The organism is Variovorax terrae (genome assembly GCF_022809125.1).
Classification (GTDB): Bacteria; Pseudomonadota; Gammaproteobacteria; order Burkholderiales; family Burkholderiaceae_C; genus Variovorax_A; species Variovorax_A terrae.
Genome location: NZ_JALGBI010000001.1, coordinates 2,222,428 through 2,238,201, shown reverse-complemented (window position 1 = coordinate 2,238,201; position 15,774 = coordinate 2,222,428). Strand labels below are relative to the sequence as shown.

Genomic DNA, 15,774 nt, shown 5'->3' with positions numbered 1-15,774 from the left:
ATACCTGGAGAATGCCCAAGCCGGACCGTCCACCCGAAGCCTCGAAACGCTGATGCACTACCTGCTGATCGAAGACCACCCGCTCGTGCGGGAAGGCATGATGCAATGCATCATGCAGTTCCAGCCGGATGCGAAGTTCACGCAGGCCTCGAGCTGCGCCCGGGCGCTGGCCGTGCTCGACTCGATGAATGCCGAAATCGATGTGGTGCTGCTGGACATGGGGCTGCCCGACAGCCAGGGCATCGAGACCCTGCAGCGAGTGCGCAAGGCCTGCACCACGCAAAGCATCGGCATCGTTTCGGGCAACAACGACCTGGACCTGGCCGTGCAATGCATCCAGAACGGCGCCAGCTGCGTCATTCCCAAGCATGGCGACCTCGCCGAGTTCGAGCTGGGCCTGCGCGCGCTGGCGCAGCGCCGGGTCTATTTCCCCAAGGAACTGTTCGTGGCCAGCCGCGTTGATTTCAACGACGTGAGCACCCCCGGCGAAGAGCTGCTGACGCCGCGCCAGCGCGATGTCCTCAAGCTGCTGCTTCGCGGCTGCTCCAACAGCATCATCGGTACCGAACTGCACATCAGCCCCGAAACCGTGAAGCTGCATGTGAGCGCCATCTACCGGGCCTACCGCGTGGCCAGCCGTGTCGAGCTGTTCCTGAGCTGCGCCAACCGCAGCGTCAAAGCGCCAGACTTCATCGGGCAGCGTTAGTCGACCAGCATCTCATGGAGTTTGTCGCGCAGCACGTCTGGCGGCACGGGCTTGTGCAGCAATGCGAGCTGGTGATGGGCGGCGAGCTGCAGGGCGTGGGCGCTGGTATCGCCGGAGACCAGCAACGCGGGCAGGGCGCGGCCCAGCAGGCCGCGTAGCTGCAAGACGAGATCCAGGCCCGATGCGCCTGCAGTGAGCCACAGGTCGCTGATGATGAGCTCGGGCTGCCAATCGCCTTCGCTGTCGTGGCTGCTCGTGTCGCCATCCTGGCGCGGGCGCGCATGCCGCAGCGCCTCGGCGGGGGTGGTGGCCGCCCTGGCATCGCATCCCCATTGCCCCAGCACCGACAGCATGGCATTGCAGATCGACTTCTGATCGTCCACCACCAGCACACGCAGGCCATACAGCACGCCCGGCTCATCGCTGCCGCCGAACGCCTGGGGCGCAGCCGGCTCCTCCACCGGCGGCGCATGCGCCAGCGGCACCGTCACGAAAAAGCAGCTGCCTTGGCCCGGGCGCGAGCGCAAACCCAAGGGCCAGGCGCACGCATCCGTCAGCCGGCGCACCGTGGCCAGCCCGATGCCCAGGCCCTTGGCCTGGTCGCGCTCGGGGTTGTGCAGCTGGTAGAACTCCTCGAACACCCGGCCCTGCTCCTGCGGGGCAATGCCGATGCCGGTGTCCCAGACCTCGATGCGCACCGCCTCGCCACGCAGCCGCATGCCCATCAGCACGCCGCCCTGCCGGGTGTAGACCAGCGCATTGGCCAGCAGATTGCTGAGCACGCGGGTCAGGATGAGCGGGTCGGCATGCACCGTCAGGGCGCGGGCGTGCACACGCAGCCGCAGGCCGCGCTGCTGCGCCAGCGGCCTCATCTGCGCGGCGAGCTTGTTCAGCAGCACGCCCAGCCGCACCGGACGCGGTTTGACGGACAGGTCGCCGCGATCGAGTTGCGACAGGCTCAGCAGGTCATCGAACAGCGCGCTGAGCGATGCTGCGCTGGCGCTGACCTGCTCGACGAGGGGCGCCTGCGTGGCCGGGCGGGCCTCGTTCCTGAGCTGCCCCACCAGCAGGGTGAGCGCGTGCAGGGGCTGCCTCAGGTCGTGGCTGGCCGCCGCAAAGAAGCGTGATTTGGATTGCCCGGCTTCCTCGGCAGCTTCGCGGGCGGCGATGGCCGTGCTCTTCTCGACTTGCAGGCTGTCGACCAGCCGGTCTTTTTCGAGCTGCAGGTCGAGCAGGCGGCCGACCATGCCCGACTGCTTGCGCACGATCGTGACCGCGAAGCCCAGCATCAACAGCGACTGCCCTATCAGGATGGCCTGTTCCTGGATGTCGAGCACGAACAGCGAGACCAGGGTGATGCCCACGGTCGGCGCGGCGATGGCCGCGAACCCCGGTATCCACTGCGCGCTGGTGAACATGCCGCCGGCAAGGACCAGCGCGGTGAAAGAGACGATCAGGAACATGATGACGGGCTGGGCCGGGTCTGAAAAAATGCCAATCGCCAGCGGCATGGGCAGCGCCTGCGCGAACTGGCCCAGCATCAGCAGCCAGGCCCAATGCCGCTTGCGCGCCGCCATGCCCTCGTCCTGCGCGCGCGGTACGCCGTGCGGCTCGTGGCTGAGGGGGCGAAGCTTCAGGTAGCGGTAGATCAGCAGCCGCATGCCGCAGATCGCCACGACGCTGCCAAACCAGCCGAGCACCCAGCTCGTGGGGAAGCGGCCCCACAGCGCCACCACCAGCAGCAGGGACACGGACAGATGCGACAGCAGCACCGAGGGCCAGGCCGCCAGCAGCAGATTGAGGCGGTAGGTGATCTGGCTCGGCGGCTGCAGCAGGAAGCGGTCGGTGAGGGATTGCATGGGAGCAGGGTGGTTGGGGCATTGTGCACATCGCCGTGCCGGCGCCGCGGCTAGGGGCGGCGCAGCAGCGCCTGCACCATCTTGTCGCGCAGCACGCTGGAGGTGACGGGTTTGCACGCCAGCGTGAGGCCGTGGCGCGCGGCAAGCTGCGCCTGCTCCGGCGTGGTGTCGCCCGAAATGAGCACGGCGGCCACCTGGCGCCCCATCGCGCGGCGCACGTCCTGCACGGCGTCGATGCCGGACCCGTTGCCCGGCAGGCGATAGCCGCTGAGCACCAGCTCGGGCGTCCACGAGCCTTCGCTGTGCCGTCCGCCATGCCGTGCGTGCTGCTGTGCGACCAGGGCCAGCGCTTCGGCCGCATTGGCGACCACGCGCGCGTCGCAGTGCCATCGAAACAGCAAGACCTGCAGGGCGTGGCGGATGGCGGGCTCGCCATCCACCAGCAGCACGCGGCAGCCGTACAGCAGGTCGTCGCTGCTTTCCATGGTGTCGTCGTTGGCACTGTCCGCGGCAGGCATCGCCTCCCGATGTCCGGCCGGTATCTCTCTGGGCCGGGGCGCGGGCTGCGCCTGCACGCCGATGCGGTGCAACGGGCGGCGCTGAACCGCCGCAGAAAACGCCCGCGCCACGGCGCACAGGCCCACCCGCATCGAAGCACGCATGGCGCCTTGCAGCGTCTGGAGCCACGAACGGAGGGGCCGGGTGGACTGCATCGATGACGCCAACGTGCCAGACGCCGCGGGCCCTATTTCCAGTAGACCGCGCCGCCGGTGACGGCGGTGGGCGCCATCTTGAGCGCGGTGGTGCCGTCGCCGAGCTGCCCGTTGCTGTTGTAGCCCAGGCAGAGTGCCGTGCCGCTGGCCTGGAGCGCGCAGCTGGTGTAGCCGCCCGCGCTGAGGGCGGTCACGTTGCTGAGGCCGGGGACGAGGATGAAGTTCGGCTTGGCGGCGAAGGTGCCGTCGCCGAGCTGGCCCAGGCCGTTGTAGCCCCAGCACGCGACGGTGCCGTCGGATTTCAGCGCACAGCTGTGGATGTCGCCCATCGCAACGGCCACCGCGCCGCCCAGCCCGGCGACCACGACCGGGCCCGAATAGGTGGTCTGGGAGCCATCGCCCAACTGGCCCCAGCCGTTGTAGCCCCAGCACACGACGGTGCCATCCGATTTGAGGGCGCAGGTGTGCTGCGCCCCGACGCTGATGGCCGCCACGCCGCTCACGCCGGCCACGGCCGTAGGGGCGAGGACGTTTGTCGGCAAGTTCGAGCCGCTGCCCATCTGGCCGGCCTGGTTGTAGCCCCAGCAGGCCACGGTGCCGTCTGCCTTCAGCGCACAGCTGTGGTAGTCCCCCGCGCCTACCGCGACCACATTGTTCAGGCCGGGCACGGCAACCGGCGTTGCCTGGTCGGTGAACCCGCCGTCACCCAGCTGGCCAAAGCCGTTGTAGCCCCAGCAGGCCACCGTGCCGTCGGCTTTGACGGCGCAGCTATGGCCGTCGCCTGAACTCAAGCCCACCGCGTTGGTGATGTTGAGCACGGCCACGGGGATGGCGGCCAGGGTGGTGGTGCCATTGCCGAGCTGGCCCGAGGCGTTGTAGCCCCAGCAGGCGACGGTGCCGTCGGATTTCAGCGCGCAGCTGAACGTGCCGCCGGTGCCCAGGGCCACGGCGCCGCTCAGGCCGCTGACGGCGACGGGAACGGCGCTGTCGACCACGGAGTTGTTGCCCAGCCGGCCAAACTGGTTCTTGCCCCAGCAGGCGACGCTCGTGTCGGGCTTGATGGCGCAGGTATGGCGATACCCGACCGACACCGGCTCGCCTGCCACCGCCACGGCGTGGGTGGCCGTGACGCTGGCACCATTCACCACGGCGCTCAGGCCGAGGCTGAGGCTGCCGGCCTTGTTCCACAGGTGGCGGGCCGGGTTGCTGGAGCCTGCGGGTGTGCCGTCGCCCCAGTCCCAATTGACGGAAGCCACGGTCCCGGCGCTGGCGGATGCGGTGTGGCTGTAGATCGTGTAGGCCACCGCGTGGGCCGGCGTGTCCGCGCTCACGGTGAGAGGAGTATCAGGGGTGGCCGGGTTGGCGGGGCCGCTGGGACTGCCGGGGCCGGCGGGCGCACCCGCGGAGCCGGGGGCGGCGGTGGAGTCGCCGCCGCCGCAAGCCGTCAGCGCCGCTGCCATCAGCAGGCCGAGCCAGGCCGCCGAGGCGCGTGCGGCAGGGCGCGGGACGGTGCGTTCTGGAGTGGAGGAGGTTTGCATGGTTGATGTTTCCCTTGAAGAAATGGTGGGTTGCTATTGTTTTGATAGCTGCTCGCGTCCAGGGCGCCTGGACCTCGGGCCTATTTCCAGAAAATCCAGTTGTTGCCCAGGCGCGTGGGAACCAGTCTGTCCACCAGCGTGCCGTCGCCGACCTGGCCGAGGTTGTTGAGGCCCCAGCACAGCGGTGTTCCGTCGGTCTTCAAGGCGCAGGAACTGGATTCGCCCGCATTGATGGCGGCCACGCCGCTCAGGCCGGCGATGGGGGTGGCGGTCAGTCGGTTGGCCTTGGTGCCATCGCCGACTTGTCCCTGCCCGTTGTAGCCCCAGCAGGCCACCGCGCCGTCGGATTTCAGGGCGCAGGCGTGCCCGCCGCTGCCCAGGCTCAGGGCCATGGCGCCCGCCAGGCCCGCGACGGCCACGGGGGCGGTTCTGAGCACCGTGGTGCCGTCGCCGAGCTGGCCGACGTGGTTGCCGCCCCAGCAGACCACCGTGCCGTCGAGCTTCAGGGCGCAGGCGGCATCGACCCCCACGCTCACGGCCGCGACGCCGCTCAGGCCGGGCACGGCGACGGGCGTGGTTCTGTCCAGGAACGTGCCATCGCCCAGTTGGCCGGAGCTGTTGTTGCCCCAGCAGGCCACGCTGCCGTCGGATTTCAGCGCGCAGCTGCTGATGAAGCCGCTGCTGACGCTGATGACGCCGCTCAGGCCCGACACCGCCACGGGTGTGTTCTTGTTGGCGGTGGTGCCGTCGCCGAGCTGGCCTTCGCCGTTGTAGCCCCAGCACACCACGGTGGCGTCGGATTTCATGGCGCAGGCATGCCGGCCTCCTGCACTCAGGGCCACGGCGCCACTCAAGCCTGCAACGGCGACGGGGCTGGGCCGGGTCACGGCCGCGCTGCCATCGCCGATCTGCCCCTGGCCGTTGTAGCCCCAGCAGGCCACGGTGCCGCCCGAGGCGAGGGCGCAGCCGTAGTAGGCGCCCAGGCTCAGGGCGACGACGCCGCTCAGGCCCGGCACCGGGATGGGGAGGGATTGGTCGACCGTTGTGCCGTCCCCCAGTTGACCCCAGCCGTTGTAGCCCCAGCAGGCCACGGTGCCGCCGGGCACGATGGCGCAGGCGTGCTTTTCTCCCACCGACATGGGCTCGGCCACGACCACCGTGGCTTGCTTGCCATTGAGCAGGTTGCCGCCGGCCACCGCGCTGAAGTTCACCTTGAATTGGCCTGGCGTGTTCCAGACATGGCCGGCCGGGTTGGTGGTGCCGTCGGGGCCACCATCGTCCCAGCTCCAGTTCTGCACGCTGATGGTGCCCGTGCTGAGCGTGGCGCTGTAGCGGTAGAGGGTGTTGGCCACCGCGCGCGCCGGGGCGCTGAGGCTGAGCGTGGGGGTGGCCGGCGGCGAGCCGCCGGGCCCACCAGCCCCACCGGTAGCCGAGCCGGCGGCCGGGCCAGCGGCGATGTCATCGCCGCCGCCGCAGGCCGCCAGCATGGCGGCCACCAGCGTGCCCAGGACGACGGCCGCGACGGGCCTGGAAATCAAAGAAATCTGCATGTTTTCCCCGCAAAGAACAGCGACTCGGCACAAGGTGGAGTCGGATGCAGGGAGCGTAAAAACCGGGCGCGAAACGGCCAATCACCTGGGGTTACTAATTTGAGCTACCCGTTCAGGGGAGGGGCTAGTAGGAAAGGGTTATGCCGTTTCGCATCGACGGGGCGCGATGCCGTAGTCAATGAGCCTCAATGAGCCGGCCCTCATGGTGGCTTCCCGCGTTCAGGGGATGGACAAGCGGGCCGGGCGGGGCTTGAGCCGCATCCGCCTGCGGGCGGCGGAAATCGGCGCCACGGTGAGGTTCGACGGCGTCCAGCCGGGCTTCTGCGTGCAGTTCCGGTTTGCTACCAGATTGATAGCATGCAATCACCAGGGGACCTGGACCTGAGCCGCTTTTGACCCCGAAATGGAGTGGCAGGCGCCGGCCGGGCGCTTGCGAGGGCCCTTGGCGCCGAGTCCGGCCGGGCGGCTGGAACCTCCCCCCAGGATCCGTGTCTGACAATTAAAAAAAGCAAAAAGCCAGGTGAGTGGCTGAGTCTGTACGTCCTAAGGTTTACTCGCGTATTTAGTCATGGACAAAACGCCGGCCAGAGGGGAGACCCGGGCCGGTCCATGGGTTTTCTGCTATACTTGACATAAATACTCAACAACAGACCGACACGACGAAAAGTCAATGCCCCGGCGTTGACGGGGGCTTGGCAAGACCGGCTGGAACAGGCCGCATCGCCAGGTAGTGAGCGGAGACGGTGCCTCGGTTGCCCAAAAGGCGGCGGGGTGTTTTAACGGTCAACCGAGCCTTATTAAGGAGCTTGCGATGCGTCTCACAACCAAAGGCCGCTTTGCGGTCACAGCAATGATCGATCTGGCCCTGCGCCAAAACAATGGCCCGGTCACGCTGGCAGCGATCAGCCAGCGCCAGCAGATCTCCCTGTCCTATCTCGAACAGCTGTTTGGCAAGCTGCGCCGCCACGAGCTGGTGGAATCCACCCGCGGCCCCGGCGGTGGCTACACGCTGGGCCGCAAGGCGGCCGACATCACCGTGGCCGACATCATCGTGTCGGTGGACGAGCCGATCGACGCCACCCAGTGCGGCGGCAAGGAAAACTGCCTGGGCGAAGCCGGCCGCTGCATGACGCACGAGTTGTGGGCGTCGCTGAACCAGCGCATGGTCGAGTTCCTGGACTCCGTCACGCTGCAGAAGCTGGTGGACGAGCAACTCGCCAAGGGCGTGCAGATCGAAGACAAGCCCAGCCCCAAGCGCGCCATCTCCAGCCAGCCGGTGGTCAAGCCGATCCGGGTGAATGCGCCGAACTCGGTGTTCGCCCTGGGCAGCATGTTCGCCAAGTCCTGATCCGTTTGACCGCCAGCCGTCGCACAGAGCCAGCCATGGACATGACCCCGCACTTCCCGATCTACATGGATTACGGCGCCACCACGCCGGTTGACCCGCGCGTGGTGGACGCGATGATCCCCTGGTTGCGCGAGCATTTCGGCAACCCGGCATCGCGCAGCCACGCCTGGGGCTGGGAAGCGGAAGAAGCCGTGGAGAAGGCCCGTGACCAGGTGGCCGAGCTGATCGGCGCCGACCCGCGCGAGATCGTCTGGACCTCCGGCGCGACCGAGTCCAATAATCTTGCGCTCAAAGGCGCGGCCCAGTTCTACAAGAGCAAAGGCCGCCACCTGATCACCGTCAAGACCGAGCACAAGGCCGTGCTCGACACCATGCGCGAGCTCGAACGCCAGGGCTTCGAGGTGACCTACCTGGACGTGCAGGAAGACGGCCTGCTCAACATGGACGCGCTCAAGGCCGCGATCCGCCCCGACACCATCCTGGTCAGCGTGATGTTCGTGAACAACGAGATCGGCGTGATCCAGGACATCCCGGCCATCGGCGCGCTGTGCCGCGAGAAGGGCATCATCTTCCACGTCGACGCGGCGCAGGCCACGGGCAAGGTCGAGATCGACCTCAAGACGCTGCCGGTGGACCTGATGAGCCTGGCTTCGCACAAGACCTATGGCCCCAAGGGCATCGGCGCGCTGTACGTGCGCCGCAAGCCGCGCGTGCGGCTGGAAGCCCAGATGCACGGTGGCGGCCACGAGCGCGGCATGCGCTCGGGCACGCTGCCCACGCACCAGATCGTCGGCATGGGCGAAGCCTTCCGGCTGGCCCGCCTCGAAATGGCGCAGGACGGGGCCAAGGCCCGCGCCCTGCACGACCGCCTGCTCAATGGCCTCAAGGATGTGGAACAGGTGTTCCTCAACGGCCACCCCGACCAGCGCGTGCCGCACAACCTCAACATGAGCTTCAACTTCGTCGAGGGAGAATCGCTGATCATGGGCATCAAGGGCTTGGCCGTGTCCTCAGGCTCGGCCTGCACCTCGGCCAGCCTGGAGCCCAGCTACGTGCTGCGCGCCCTGGGCCGCAGCGACGAACTCGCGCACAGCAGCCTGCGCATGACCATCGGCCGCTTCACGACCGAGGAAGAAATCGACTACGCCATCTCCACCATCAAGCACAACGTGGCCAAGCTGCGCGACTTGAGCCCGCTGTGGGAGATGTATCAGGACGGAGTGGACATCAGCTCCATCCAGTGGACCGCGCATTGAGAAATTAAAGAGGTACCGTCATGGCCTACTCAGAAAAAGTCGTTGATCACTATGAAAATCCCCGCAACGTCGGCTCCTTCGACAAGGGCGACGAGACGGTCGGCACCGGCATGGTGGGTGCGCCCGCCTGCGGCGACGTGATGAAGCTGCAGATCAAGGTCAACCCGCAGACCGGCGTGATCGAGGATGCGCGCTTCAAGACCTATGGCTGCGGCTCCGCCATCGCCTCCAGCTCGCTGGTGACCGAATGGGTCAAGGGCAAGACCCTGGACGAAGCGGCTGCGCTCAAGAACAGCCAGATCGCCGAAGAACTGGCGTTGCCGCCGGTGAAGATCCACTGCTCCATCCTGGCCGAAGACGCCATCAAGGCCGCGGTGGACGACTACAAGAAGAAGCACGTGCACTGAAGGAAGGTGGCTTGCAGATGGCTGTGACATTGACCGAAGCCGCCGCCCGGCACGTGACCCGCTACCTTGCCAAGCGCGGCAAGGGCGTGGGCGTGCGCCTGGGCGTCAAGACCACCGGCTGCTCCGGCCTGGCCTACAAGCTGGAGTACGTCGACGAGCTGGCGCCCGAGGACATTGTGTTCGAAGACCACGGCGTGAAGGTGCTGGTCGATCCCAAGAGCCTGGCCTACATCGAGGGCACGCAACTCGATTTCGTGCGCGAAGGCCTGAACGAGGGCTTCAAGTTCAACAACCCGAACGAGCGCGACCGCTGCGGCTGTGGCGAAAGCTTTCGCATCTGAGCGGCCGCCCGAACCCGATGAAACCGCCCGTGCGAGATGTGCCGGCGGTTTTTTTGCGGCCCACTGACCCATGAATCTCCAATCTACTGACTTCGAACTGTTCGGCGTGCCCGAGCGCTTCGCGCAGGAGCGTGCCGCGCTGGATGCCCGCTGGAAAGACCTGCAGCGCGAGGCCCATCCCGACAGGTTCGCGGCCCAGGGCGCAGCGGCGCAGCGCGTGGCCATGCAGTGGTCCGTGCGCATCAACGAGGCCTACCAGCGCCTGAAGGATCCGCTGCGGCGCGCCGCCTACCTGTGCGAGCTGCACGGCGCGCCGATCGGCGCCCACAGCAACACGGCCATGCCGGCCGACTTCCTGATGCAGCAGATGGCCTGGCGCGAGGCGCTGGACGAGGCCGCCACGCAGGACGGGCTGGATCGCCTTCAGGCCGAAGTGCTGGCGGCGCGGCGCGAGGCGCTGCAGCGCTGCGAGCGCCTGCTCGATGCCGAGCACGCGTACGCGCAGGCCGCGCAGCAGGTCAGAGCCCTTATGTTCATTGAGCGCTTTGCCGGCGACGTGGAAGCCCGCTACGACCAACTGGGACAATAGAGCCCACAACGCATCCCGCACGACCCTATGGCATTGCTGCAGATTTCCGAACCCGGCCAGGCACCCGACCCGCACCAGCGGCGCATCGCGGTGGGCATCGACCTGGGCACCACCCACTCGCTGGTGGCCGCCGTGCGCAACGGCGTGGCCGAATGCCTGCCCGACGGAGAAGGCCGGGTGATTCTTCCGTCCGTCGTGCGCTACCTGCAGGGCAATGGCCGCCAGATTGGCTTCGAGGCGCTGGCCGCGCTGCCCGGGGACCCCGAGAACACCATCGCCTCGGTCAAGCGCTTCATGGGGCGCGGGCTGGACGACATCGCCGGGCGCGAGAAGCTGCCGTACCGTTTCGTTGCCAAGCCCGGCATGGTGGTGCTGGACACCGTGGCGGGCGAGAAGTCGCCGGTCGAGGTGAGCGCCGAGATCCTTGCCACGCTGCGCTACCGGGCCGAGGACACCTTCGACGACGAGCTCTACGGCGTGGTGGTCACGGTGCCCGCGTACTTCGACGACGCGCAGCGCCAGGCCACCAAGGATGCGGCCCAGCTGGCGGGCCTGAACGTGCTGCGCCTGATCAACGAACCCACCGCCGCAGCCATCGCCTACGGGCTGGACAACGCCAGCGAAGGCCTCTACGCGGTGTACGACCTCGGCGGCGGCACCTTCGACATCTCGATCCTGCGTCTCACGCAGGGCGTGTTCGAGGTCATCGCCACCGGCGGCGACTCGGCCCTGGGCGGCGACGACTACGACCGCGCGCTGGCCGACTGGGTGTTGCAGCAGACCGGCGCGCAAGCCGACACCGCGGGCGACAAGGCGGCGCTGCAGGTGGCGGCCCGCGCCTGCAAGGAAGCCCTGACTGCTATGGAAACTGTAGCATTCAACGTCCAACTGACAAGGACATCCGCCCATTTTGATGTCAAACGCACGGAATTCGAGGCCGTCACGGCCGGTTTGACCGCCCGCACCCTGGAGGCCGTGCGCCGCGCCCTGCGCGATGCCCGGCTCGGCAAGGACGAGGTCAAGGGCGTGGTGATGGTCGGCGGCGCCACGCGCATGCCGCAGATCCAGCGCGCGGTGGCGGACTTCTTCGGCCACGCGCCCCTGACCAACCTCAACCCCGACGAGGTGGTGGCGCTGGGCGCCGCCATCCAGGCCAACCAACTGGCCGGCAACAACGGCCAGGGCGACCTGCTGCTGCTCGACGTGATCCCGCTCTCGCTGGGCATCGAGACCATGGGCGGGCTGGTCGAGCGCATCGTGCCGCGCAACCAGACCATTCCCACCGCGATGGCGCAGGACTTCACCACCTACAAGGACGGGCAGACCGCGCTGGCGCTGCATGTGGTGCAGGGCGAGCGCGACCTGGTGGCCGACTGCCGCAGCCTGGCGCGCTTCGAGCTGCGCGGCATTCCGCCCATGGCCGCGGGCGCGGCGCGCATCCGCGTCACCTTCACGGTCGATGCCGACGGGCTGCTGAGCGTGAGCGCGAAAGAGCAGGGCAGCGGCGTGGAGGCCCGCATCGACGTCAAGCCGTCCTACGGCCTGTCGGACGAGCAGATCGCGAAGATGCTGCAGGACAGCTTCAACACGGCCGAGCAGGACATCCAGGCCCGCGCCCTGGCCGAAGCCCGGGTCGATGCCGATCGCATGCTGCTGGCCACGCAAAGCGCGCTGGAGGCCGACGGCGGCCTGCTGGAGGCACAAGAGCGCGAGGCCATCGACGCGCTGGTGCGCCGGCTGCGCGGCGTCGCGGCCGACAGCGGCGATGCCCGGGCCATCGAGGCCGCCACCGAAGCGCTGGCCAAGGGCACCGAGGCCTTCGCCGCCGAACGCATGAACCACAGCATCCAGAAGGCGCTGTCGGGCAAGAACGTGGAGACCCTCTGATGCCTGTGATCAAGATATTGCCCCATCCCGAATACTGCCCGCAGGGCGCCGAGGTCTCGGCACCGGCCGGCACCTCGATCTGCGAGGCGCTGCTGGACCATCACATCAACATCGAGCATGCCTGCGACATGAGCTGCGCCTGCACCACCTGTCATGTGATCGTGCGCGAGGGCTTCAGCTCGCTCAACGAGCTCGATGAGAACGAGGAAGACCTGCTGGACCGCGCCTGGGGCCTGGAGCCTCAGTCGCGCCTGAGCTGCCAGGCCATCCTGGCGCAGAAGGACCTGGTGGTGGAGATTCCCAAGTACTCGATCAACCACGCCAAAGAGAACCACTGATGACCCGCCAGATCGTCCTCGACACCGAAACCACCGGCCTGTCCGCGGAGAACGGCGACCGCATCATCGAGATCGGCTGCGTCGAGCTGCTCAACCGCAAGCTCACCGGCCACAACAAGCATTTCTACCTGAACCCCGAGCGCGACAGCCATGAAGACGCGCTCAAGGTGCATGGCATCAGCAACGAATTCCTCAAGGACAAGCCCAAGTTCGTCGCCGTGGCCGACGAGCTGCTGGACTACCTGCAGGGCGCCGAAATCATCATCCACAACGCGGCGTTCGACGTCGGCTTCCTGAACAAGGAGCTGGAGCTGATCGGGCGGCCTCCCTTCAAGCAGTTCATCGGCAGCGTCACCGACACGCTGGTGATGGCCAAGGAGATGTACCCCGGCAAGCGCAACTCGCTGGATGCGCTGTGCGACCGCCTGGGCGTGGACAATTCGGGCCGCACGCTGCACGGCGCCTTGCTCGATGCCGAGCTGCTGGCCGACGTCTACATCAACCTCACGCGCGGCCAGGATGCGCTGCTGATCGATCTCGGCGCCACCGACAGCGGCAGCGCCAGCACGGTCCGCATCGAGCTCGGCGGTTTCGAGCTGCCGGTGCTGGCCGCCAACGAGCAGGAGCTGGCCGCCCACGAGGATCTGCTCAAGCAGCTCGACAAGTCCAGCGGCGGCAAGACGGTCTGGCGCGCGAACGCACAAAATTCTGTGGCATAATCACAGGCTTTCCTGAACACAATTCAGGGTGGTTAGCTCAGCGGTAGAGCACTGCCTTCACACGGCAGGGGTCACAGGTTCAATCCCTGTACCACCCACCAATCAAAAAGGGCCCGGATTCTTCCGGGCCCTTTTGTTTTTCAGCTCATCCCCCATCGAGGATGGCTCAAAGCCGCTTGAGCGCGCGCTCGTAGAAGCTCAGGTCGATGTACCTGTCCGGTGCCGGGGGCGTGCCGCCCCACTGGCCCTCGATCTCGGCCCGCAGGGCGAGCGAGGCGCGGAAACCCTCCATGTCGAAGCGCATATCCGGCGCCAGGCCAAAGCCGGGCGCCATGAGCTGGTCCACGGTCTGCTCGGCCACCTGGAGCGGGAGCTTGAAGCGGGCCACCAGCATGGCCACGGCCGTGCCCCGGTTGGCGGGCGCGGTCGCAAAGCGCATGGACTCGATGCAGGCCGCGAGGTAGCGCTCGAGTTTGTCGCCGTTGCGCTGCGCCCAGGGCCGCATCACCACCACGCCGCCCGCCTGGTACGGGCCCAGCAGATCGCGCTGGCGGCCGAGCGACTTCAGACCCTGCGCCTTGGCGGTGATGGAGAAGGGCGCATTGAGCAGGCTGGCTGCCAGATCGGGGTTGGCGATCAGCTCCTGCGCGCGCTGCAGCGTGCCGCCCACGGCGCGCACCGTGTAGTCGCGCCCTTCGAGCAGGCCCTGGTCCTTCAGGATTTTCTTGGCCACCAGCGCATAGGCGGTGTTCGGCGCATCCACGGCCAGCACCTTGCCGCGGATGTCGGCAAAGCCCGTGATCTCGGGACGGACCATGAACTCGTTGAAGCCGGCGTACTCGCCCGCCACGATCAGTGCGTCATGCTTCGCGCCTTCGACCATGGCCACCGCGTTGTCGACCACGGCGTGCGCGATGTCGTACCTGCCCTCGGCCAGGCCCGTGCGCAGCGCCTGCGAGTTGGGCGTGTCTTCCAGCTCGATCTTCAGCCCGTGCCTGGCGAAGATGCCGCGTTCCATGCCCAGCATCAACGCCAGGTTGTGCGCACCGGGGAAGACGATGACGCGCAGCGTGTCCTGGGCCGCCGCGGTGCCGGCGACGGCGGCTAGGCAGAGGGCTGCCAGTGTCCTGGAGAGCCTCATGATCAATCGGGCTTGATGCCGGCCTGCCGGATCAGCGCGCCGGTGGACTGGTATTCCTGCCGCACCAGTTCCGCGAACGCGGGCTGGCTCAGGCTCGAGGCATCTGCGCCCAGCTTCTCGAAGGCGGCCTTGACCTCGGGCATCTGCAGCACCTTGGCCGTTTCGCGCGACAGCCGCGCCGCCACGTCGGCCGGCGTCTTGGCCGACACGAACATGCCGACCCAGAAGGTGTAGGCCGAGTCCGGCAGCCCGGCCTCGACCGTGGTGGGAACATCCGGCAGGCTGGGCGAGCGCTGCGGCGTGCCCACGGCCAACGCCACCAGCCGCTTGTCCTGGATCAGCGGCAGGGCGCTGACCAGCGGCGAGAAGAACCAGTCCACCTGCCCGCCGATCACGTCGGTGATGGCCGGCGGCGTGCCGCGGTAGGGCACGTGCAGCGCATTGACCTGCGCGGCGATGCGGAACTTCTCGGCGTTGATGTGCGTGGCACTGCCGTTGCCCGCCGAGGCATAGGACATCTTGCCGGGCTGTGCCTTGGCGCGTGCCAGCAAATCGGCCACCGACTTGATGCCGCTGCCGGGCGACACCACCAGCACGTTGGGCAGCGTGGCCAGCATGGCGATCGGGGTGAAGTCCTTCAGCGTGTCGTAGCTGAGCTTGGGGTACAGCGCCGCATTGGCCACGTGGCCGGCGGAGTGGATGAGCACGGTGTGCCCGTCTGCCGCAGCGGCCAGGACCTGGCTTGCGCCCAGGGTGCCGCCCGCGCCGGGCCGGTTCTCGACCACGATGGGCTGGCCCAGTGCCTTCTCGAGCAGGGGCGTGATCCGGCGCGCGATCACGTCGGTGCCCGAGCCGGCCGTGAACGGCACGATGAAGCTGATGGGCTTGCTGGGGTAGGCGCCGCCTTGCGCCCACGCGGGCACTGCGGTGGCCAGGAGGGCGGCGGCCAGCCCTTGCAGCAGGGTCTTGCGGTGGATGTTCATGCTGTCTCCTTGGGTGTCAGGCAATCGATTGCCTTTCGGGTTGAAAAAATCATGCGTTGGGCATCACCAGCAGCACGGCGCAGGGCAGGGCGCTGCGGTTGTGCAACTGGCGTGATTCGCCAGGGGCGATGCGGCAGGAGTCGTGGCGTGCGAGCACTGCGGTTTCCTTCGCGTCGCCCAACTCGGCGGTGACTTCCAGCTCGCCGTCCAGAACCAGGTAGAACTTCTCGACCGCCGAGGCGGTGGCCGTGGTGCCGCCGCCGGGCTCGATGATCGAGACACCCATCCAGACCGTGTCGGCAGGGCCGGCCTCGCGGCCCTGGATGCGGCGCATGTGCATGCCCTGGTGGCCCGGGGCCTCGTAGGGCAGCGCTTGGTTGATGCGGGTGACGTGCATGG

The 15,774-nt window shown here is 67.7% G+C and carries 16 protein-coding genes and 1 tRNA gene; 10 read left to right on the top strand and 7 right to left on the bottom strand.

Annotated elements, in window-relative coordinates; all coding sequences use genetic code 11:
* The first annotated feature begins 52 nt into the window (after positions 1-52).
* Positions 53-706 carry a response regulator gene (locus MMF98_RS10545; RefSeq protein WP_243306227.1) on the top strand — a complete coding sequence of 218 codons (654 nt, stop codon included), beginning with the start codon at positions 53-55 and terminating at the stop codon, positions 704-706.
* On the opposite strand, the gene MMF98_RS10540 is transcribed toward MMF98_RS10545, so the two are convergent.
* The 4 genes from MMF98_RS10540 to MMF98_RS10525 all read right to left on the bottom strand — a co-directional run bounded on the left by MMF98_RS10540 (position 703) and on the right by MMF98_RS10525 (position 6,366).
* Positions 703-2,565, bottom strand: coding sequence for an ATP-binding response regulator (locus MMF98_RS10540; protein WP_243306226.1), 1,863 nt, complete (start codon positions 2,563-2,565; stop codon positions 703-705). The genes MMF98_RS10545 and MMF98_RS10540 overlap by 4 nt on opposite strands.
* Before the next feature lie 50 nt (positions 2,566-2,615).
* A complete protein-coding gene (locus MMF98_RS10535; RefSeq protein WP_243306225.1) occupies positions 2,616-3,227 on the bottom strand; it encodes a response regulator in 612 nt (203 codons plus the stop codon).
* Positions 3,228-3,310: 83 nt separating this feature from the next.
* Positions 3,311-4,816 carry an RCC1 domain-containing protein gene (locus tag MMF98_RS10530; protein WP_243306224.1) on the bottom strand — a complete coding sequence of 502 codons (1,506 nt, stop codon included), beginning with the start codon at positions 4,814-4,816 and terminating at the stop codon, positions 3,311-3,313.
* 80 nt (positions 4,817-4,896) lie between these two features.
* Positions 4,897-6,366 (bottom strand): RCC1 domain-containing protein, encoded by a 1,470-nt coding sequence (locus MMF98_RS10525; protein WP_243306223.1) that lies wholly within the window; start codon positions 6,364-6,366, stop codon positions 4,897-4,899.
* 811 nt (positions 6,367-7,177) lie between these two features.
* Here MMF98_RS10525 and iscR point away from each other — a divergent pair.
* The 9 genes from iscR to MMF98_RS10480 all read left to right on the top strand — a co-directional run bounded on the left by iscR (position 7,178) and on the right by MMF98_RS10480 (position 13,352).
* Positions 7,178-7,714, top strand: a complete 537-nt coding sequence (gene iscR / locus MMF98_RS10520; protein WP_243306222.1) for a Fe-S cluster assembly transcriptional regulator IscR — start codon at positions 7,178-7,180, stop codon at positions 7,712-7,714.
* A gap of 35 nt (positions 7,715-7,749) precedes the next feature.
* Positions 7,750-8,970, top strand: a complete 1,221-nt coding sequence (locus tag MMF98_RS10515) for an IscS subfamily cysteine desulfurase (protein WP_243306221.1) — start codon at positions 7,750-7,752, stop codon at positions 8,968-8,970.
* A gap of 20 nt (positions 8,971-8,990) precedes the next feature.
* The gene (gene iscU, locus MMF98_RS10510) at positions 8,991-9,377 is read left to right on the top strand and encodes a Fe-S cluster assembly scaffold IscU (RefSeq protein WP_243306220.1); all 387 of its coding nucleotides are present in this window, start codon (positions 8,991-8,993) and stop codon (positions 9,375-9,377) included.
* A gap of 17 nt (positions 9,378-9,394) precedes the next feature.
* The gene (gene iscA / locus MMF98_RS10505; RefSeq protein ID WP_243306219.1) at positions 9,395-9,718 is read left to right on the top strand and encodes an iron-sulfur cluster assembly protein IscA; all 324 of its coding nucleotides are present in this window, start codon (positions 9,395-9,397) and stop codon (positions 9,716-9,718) included.
* A gap of 70 nt (positions 9,719-9,788) precedes the next feature.
* On the top strand, positions 9,789-10,307 hold the full coding sequence (hscB, locus tag MMF98_RS10500; RefSeq protein ID WP_243306218.1) for a Fe-S protein assembly co-chaperone HscB: 519 nt from the start codon (positions 9,789-9,791) through the stop codon (positions 10,305-10,307).
* 27 nt (positions 10,308-10,334) lie between these two features.
* On the top strand, positions 10,335-12,194 hold the full coding sequence (gene hscA, locus MMF98_RS10495) for a Fe-S protein assembly chaperone HscA (protein ID WP_243306217.1): 1,860 nt from the start codon (positions 10,335-10,337) through the stop codon (positions 12,192-12,194).
* The gene (gene fdx, locus MMF98_RS10490) at positions 12,194-12,532 is read left to right on the top strand and encodes an ISC system 2Fe-2S type ferredoxin (protein WP_243306216.1); all 339 of its coding nucleotides are present in this window, start codon (positions 12,194-12,196) and stop codon (positions 12,530-12,532) included. Before hscA ends, fdx begins: the two co-directional genes overlap by 1 nt.
* Entirely contained in the window at positions 12,532-13,251 is a 720-nt protein-coding gene (gene dnaQ, locus MMF98_RS10485; protein WP_243306215.1) for a DNA polymerase III subunit epsilon, read from the top strand. The genes fdx and dnaQ overlap by 1 nt, the downstream gene beginning before the upstream one ends.
* Positions 13,252-13,277: 26 nt before the next feature.
* Positions 13,278-13,352: transfer RNA gene (locus MMF98_RS10480), tRNA-Val, on the top strand.
* 65 nt (positions 13,353-13,417) lie between these two features.
* On the opposite strand, the gene MMF98_RS10475 is transcribed toward MMF98_RS10480, so the two are convergent.
* Genes MMF98_RS10475 through MMF98_RS10465 form a run of 3 tightly spaced genes read right to left on the bottom strand, consistent with a single transcriptional unit; the run spans position 13,418 to position 15,772 of the window.
* Positions 13,418-14,392, bottom strand: coding sequence for an ABC transporter substrate-binding protein (locus MMF98_RS10475; protein ID WP_243306214.1), 975 nt, complete (start codon positions 14,390-14,392; stop codon positions 13,418-13,420).
* 2 nt (positions 14,393-14,394) lie between these two features.
* On the bottom strand, positions 14,395-15,375 hold the full coding sequence (locus MMF98_RS10470; protein WP_243306213.1) for a Bug family tripartite tricarboxylate transporter substrate binding protein: 981 nt from the start codon (positions 15,373-15,375) through the stop codon (positions 14,395-14,397).
* 49 nt (positions 15,376-15,424) lie between these two features.
* Positions 15,425-15,772: a cupin domain-containing protein gene (locus MMF98_RS10465; protein WP_243306212.1), complete on the bottom strand. Its 348-nt coding sequence runs from the start codon at positions 15,770-15,772 to the stop codon at positions 15,425-15,427.
* Positions 15,773-15,774 lie beyond the last annotated feature (2 nt).

Coding starts and splice junctions, on each gene's coding strand:
- hscB (WP_243306218.1), top strand. CDS start 9,789: ATGAATCTCCAATCTACTGACTTCGAACTGTTCGGCGTGCCCGAGCGC.
- MMF98_RS10540 (WP_243306226.1), bottom strand. CDS start 2,565: ATGCAATCCCTCACCGACCGCTTCCTGCTGCAGCCGCCGAGCCAGATC.
- MMF98_RS10530 (WP_243306224.1), bottom strand. CDS start 4,816: ATGCAAACCTCCTCCACTCCAGAACGCACCGTCCCGCGCCCTGCCGCA.
- MMF98_RS10465 (WP_243306212.1), bottom strand. CDS start 15,772: ATGCACGTCACCCGCATCAACCAAGCGCTGCCCTACGAGGCCCCGGGC.
- dnaQ (WP_243306215.1), top strand. CDS start 12,532: ATGACCCGCCAGATCGTCCTCGACACCGAAACCACCGGCCTGTCCGCG.
- MMF98_RS10525 (WP_243306223.1), bottom strand. CDS start 6,366: ATGCAGATTTCTTTGATTTCCAGGCCCGTCGCGGCCGTCGTCCTGGGC.
- hscA (WP_243306217.1), top strand. CDS start 10,335: ATGGCATTGCTGCAGATTTCCGAACCCGGCCAGGCACCCGACCCGCAC.
- MMF98_RS10515 (WP_243306221.1), top strand. CDS start 7,750: ATGGACATGACCCCGCACTTCCCGATCTACATGGATTACGGCGCCACC.
- iscA (WP_243306219.1), top strand. CDS start 9,395: ATGGCTGTGACATTGACCGAAGCCGCCGCCCGGCACGTGACCCGCTAC.
- MMF98_RS10475 (WP_243306214.1), bottom strand. CDS start 14,392: ATGAGGCTCTCCAGGACACTGGCAGCCCTCTGCCTAGCCGCCGTCGCC.
- iscU (WP_243306220.1), top strand. CDS start 8,991: ATGGCCTACTCAGAAAAAGTCGTTGATCACTATGAAAATCCCCGCAAC.
- MMF98_RS10470 (WP_243306213.1), bottom strand. CDS start 15,375: ATGAACATCCACCGCAAGACCCTGCTGCAAGGGCTGGCCGCCGCCCTC.
- MMF98_RS10535 (WP_243306225.1), bottom strand. CDS start 3,227: ATGCGTGCTTCGATGCGGGTGGGCCTGTGCGCCGTGGCGCGGGCGTTT.
- iscR (WP_243306222.1), top strand. CDS start 7,178: ATGCGTCTCACAACCAAAGGCCGCTTTGCGGTCACAGCAATGATCGAT.
- fdx (WP_243306216.1), top strand. CDS start 12,194: ATGCCTGTGATCAAGATATTGCCCCATCCCGAATACTGCCCGCAGGGC.
- MMF98_RS10545 (WP_243306227.1), top strand. CDS start 53: ATGCACTACCTGCTGATCGAAGACCACCCGCTCGTGCGGGAAGGCATG.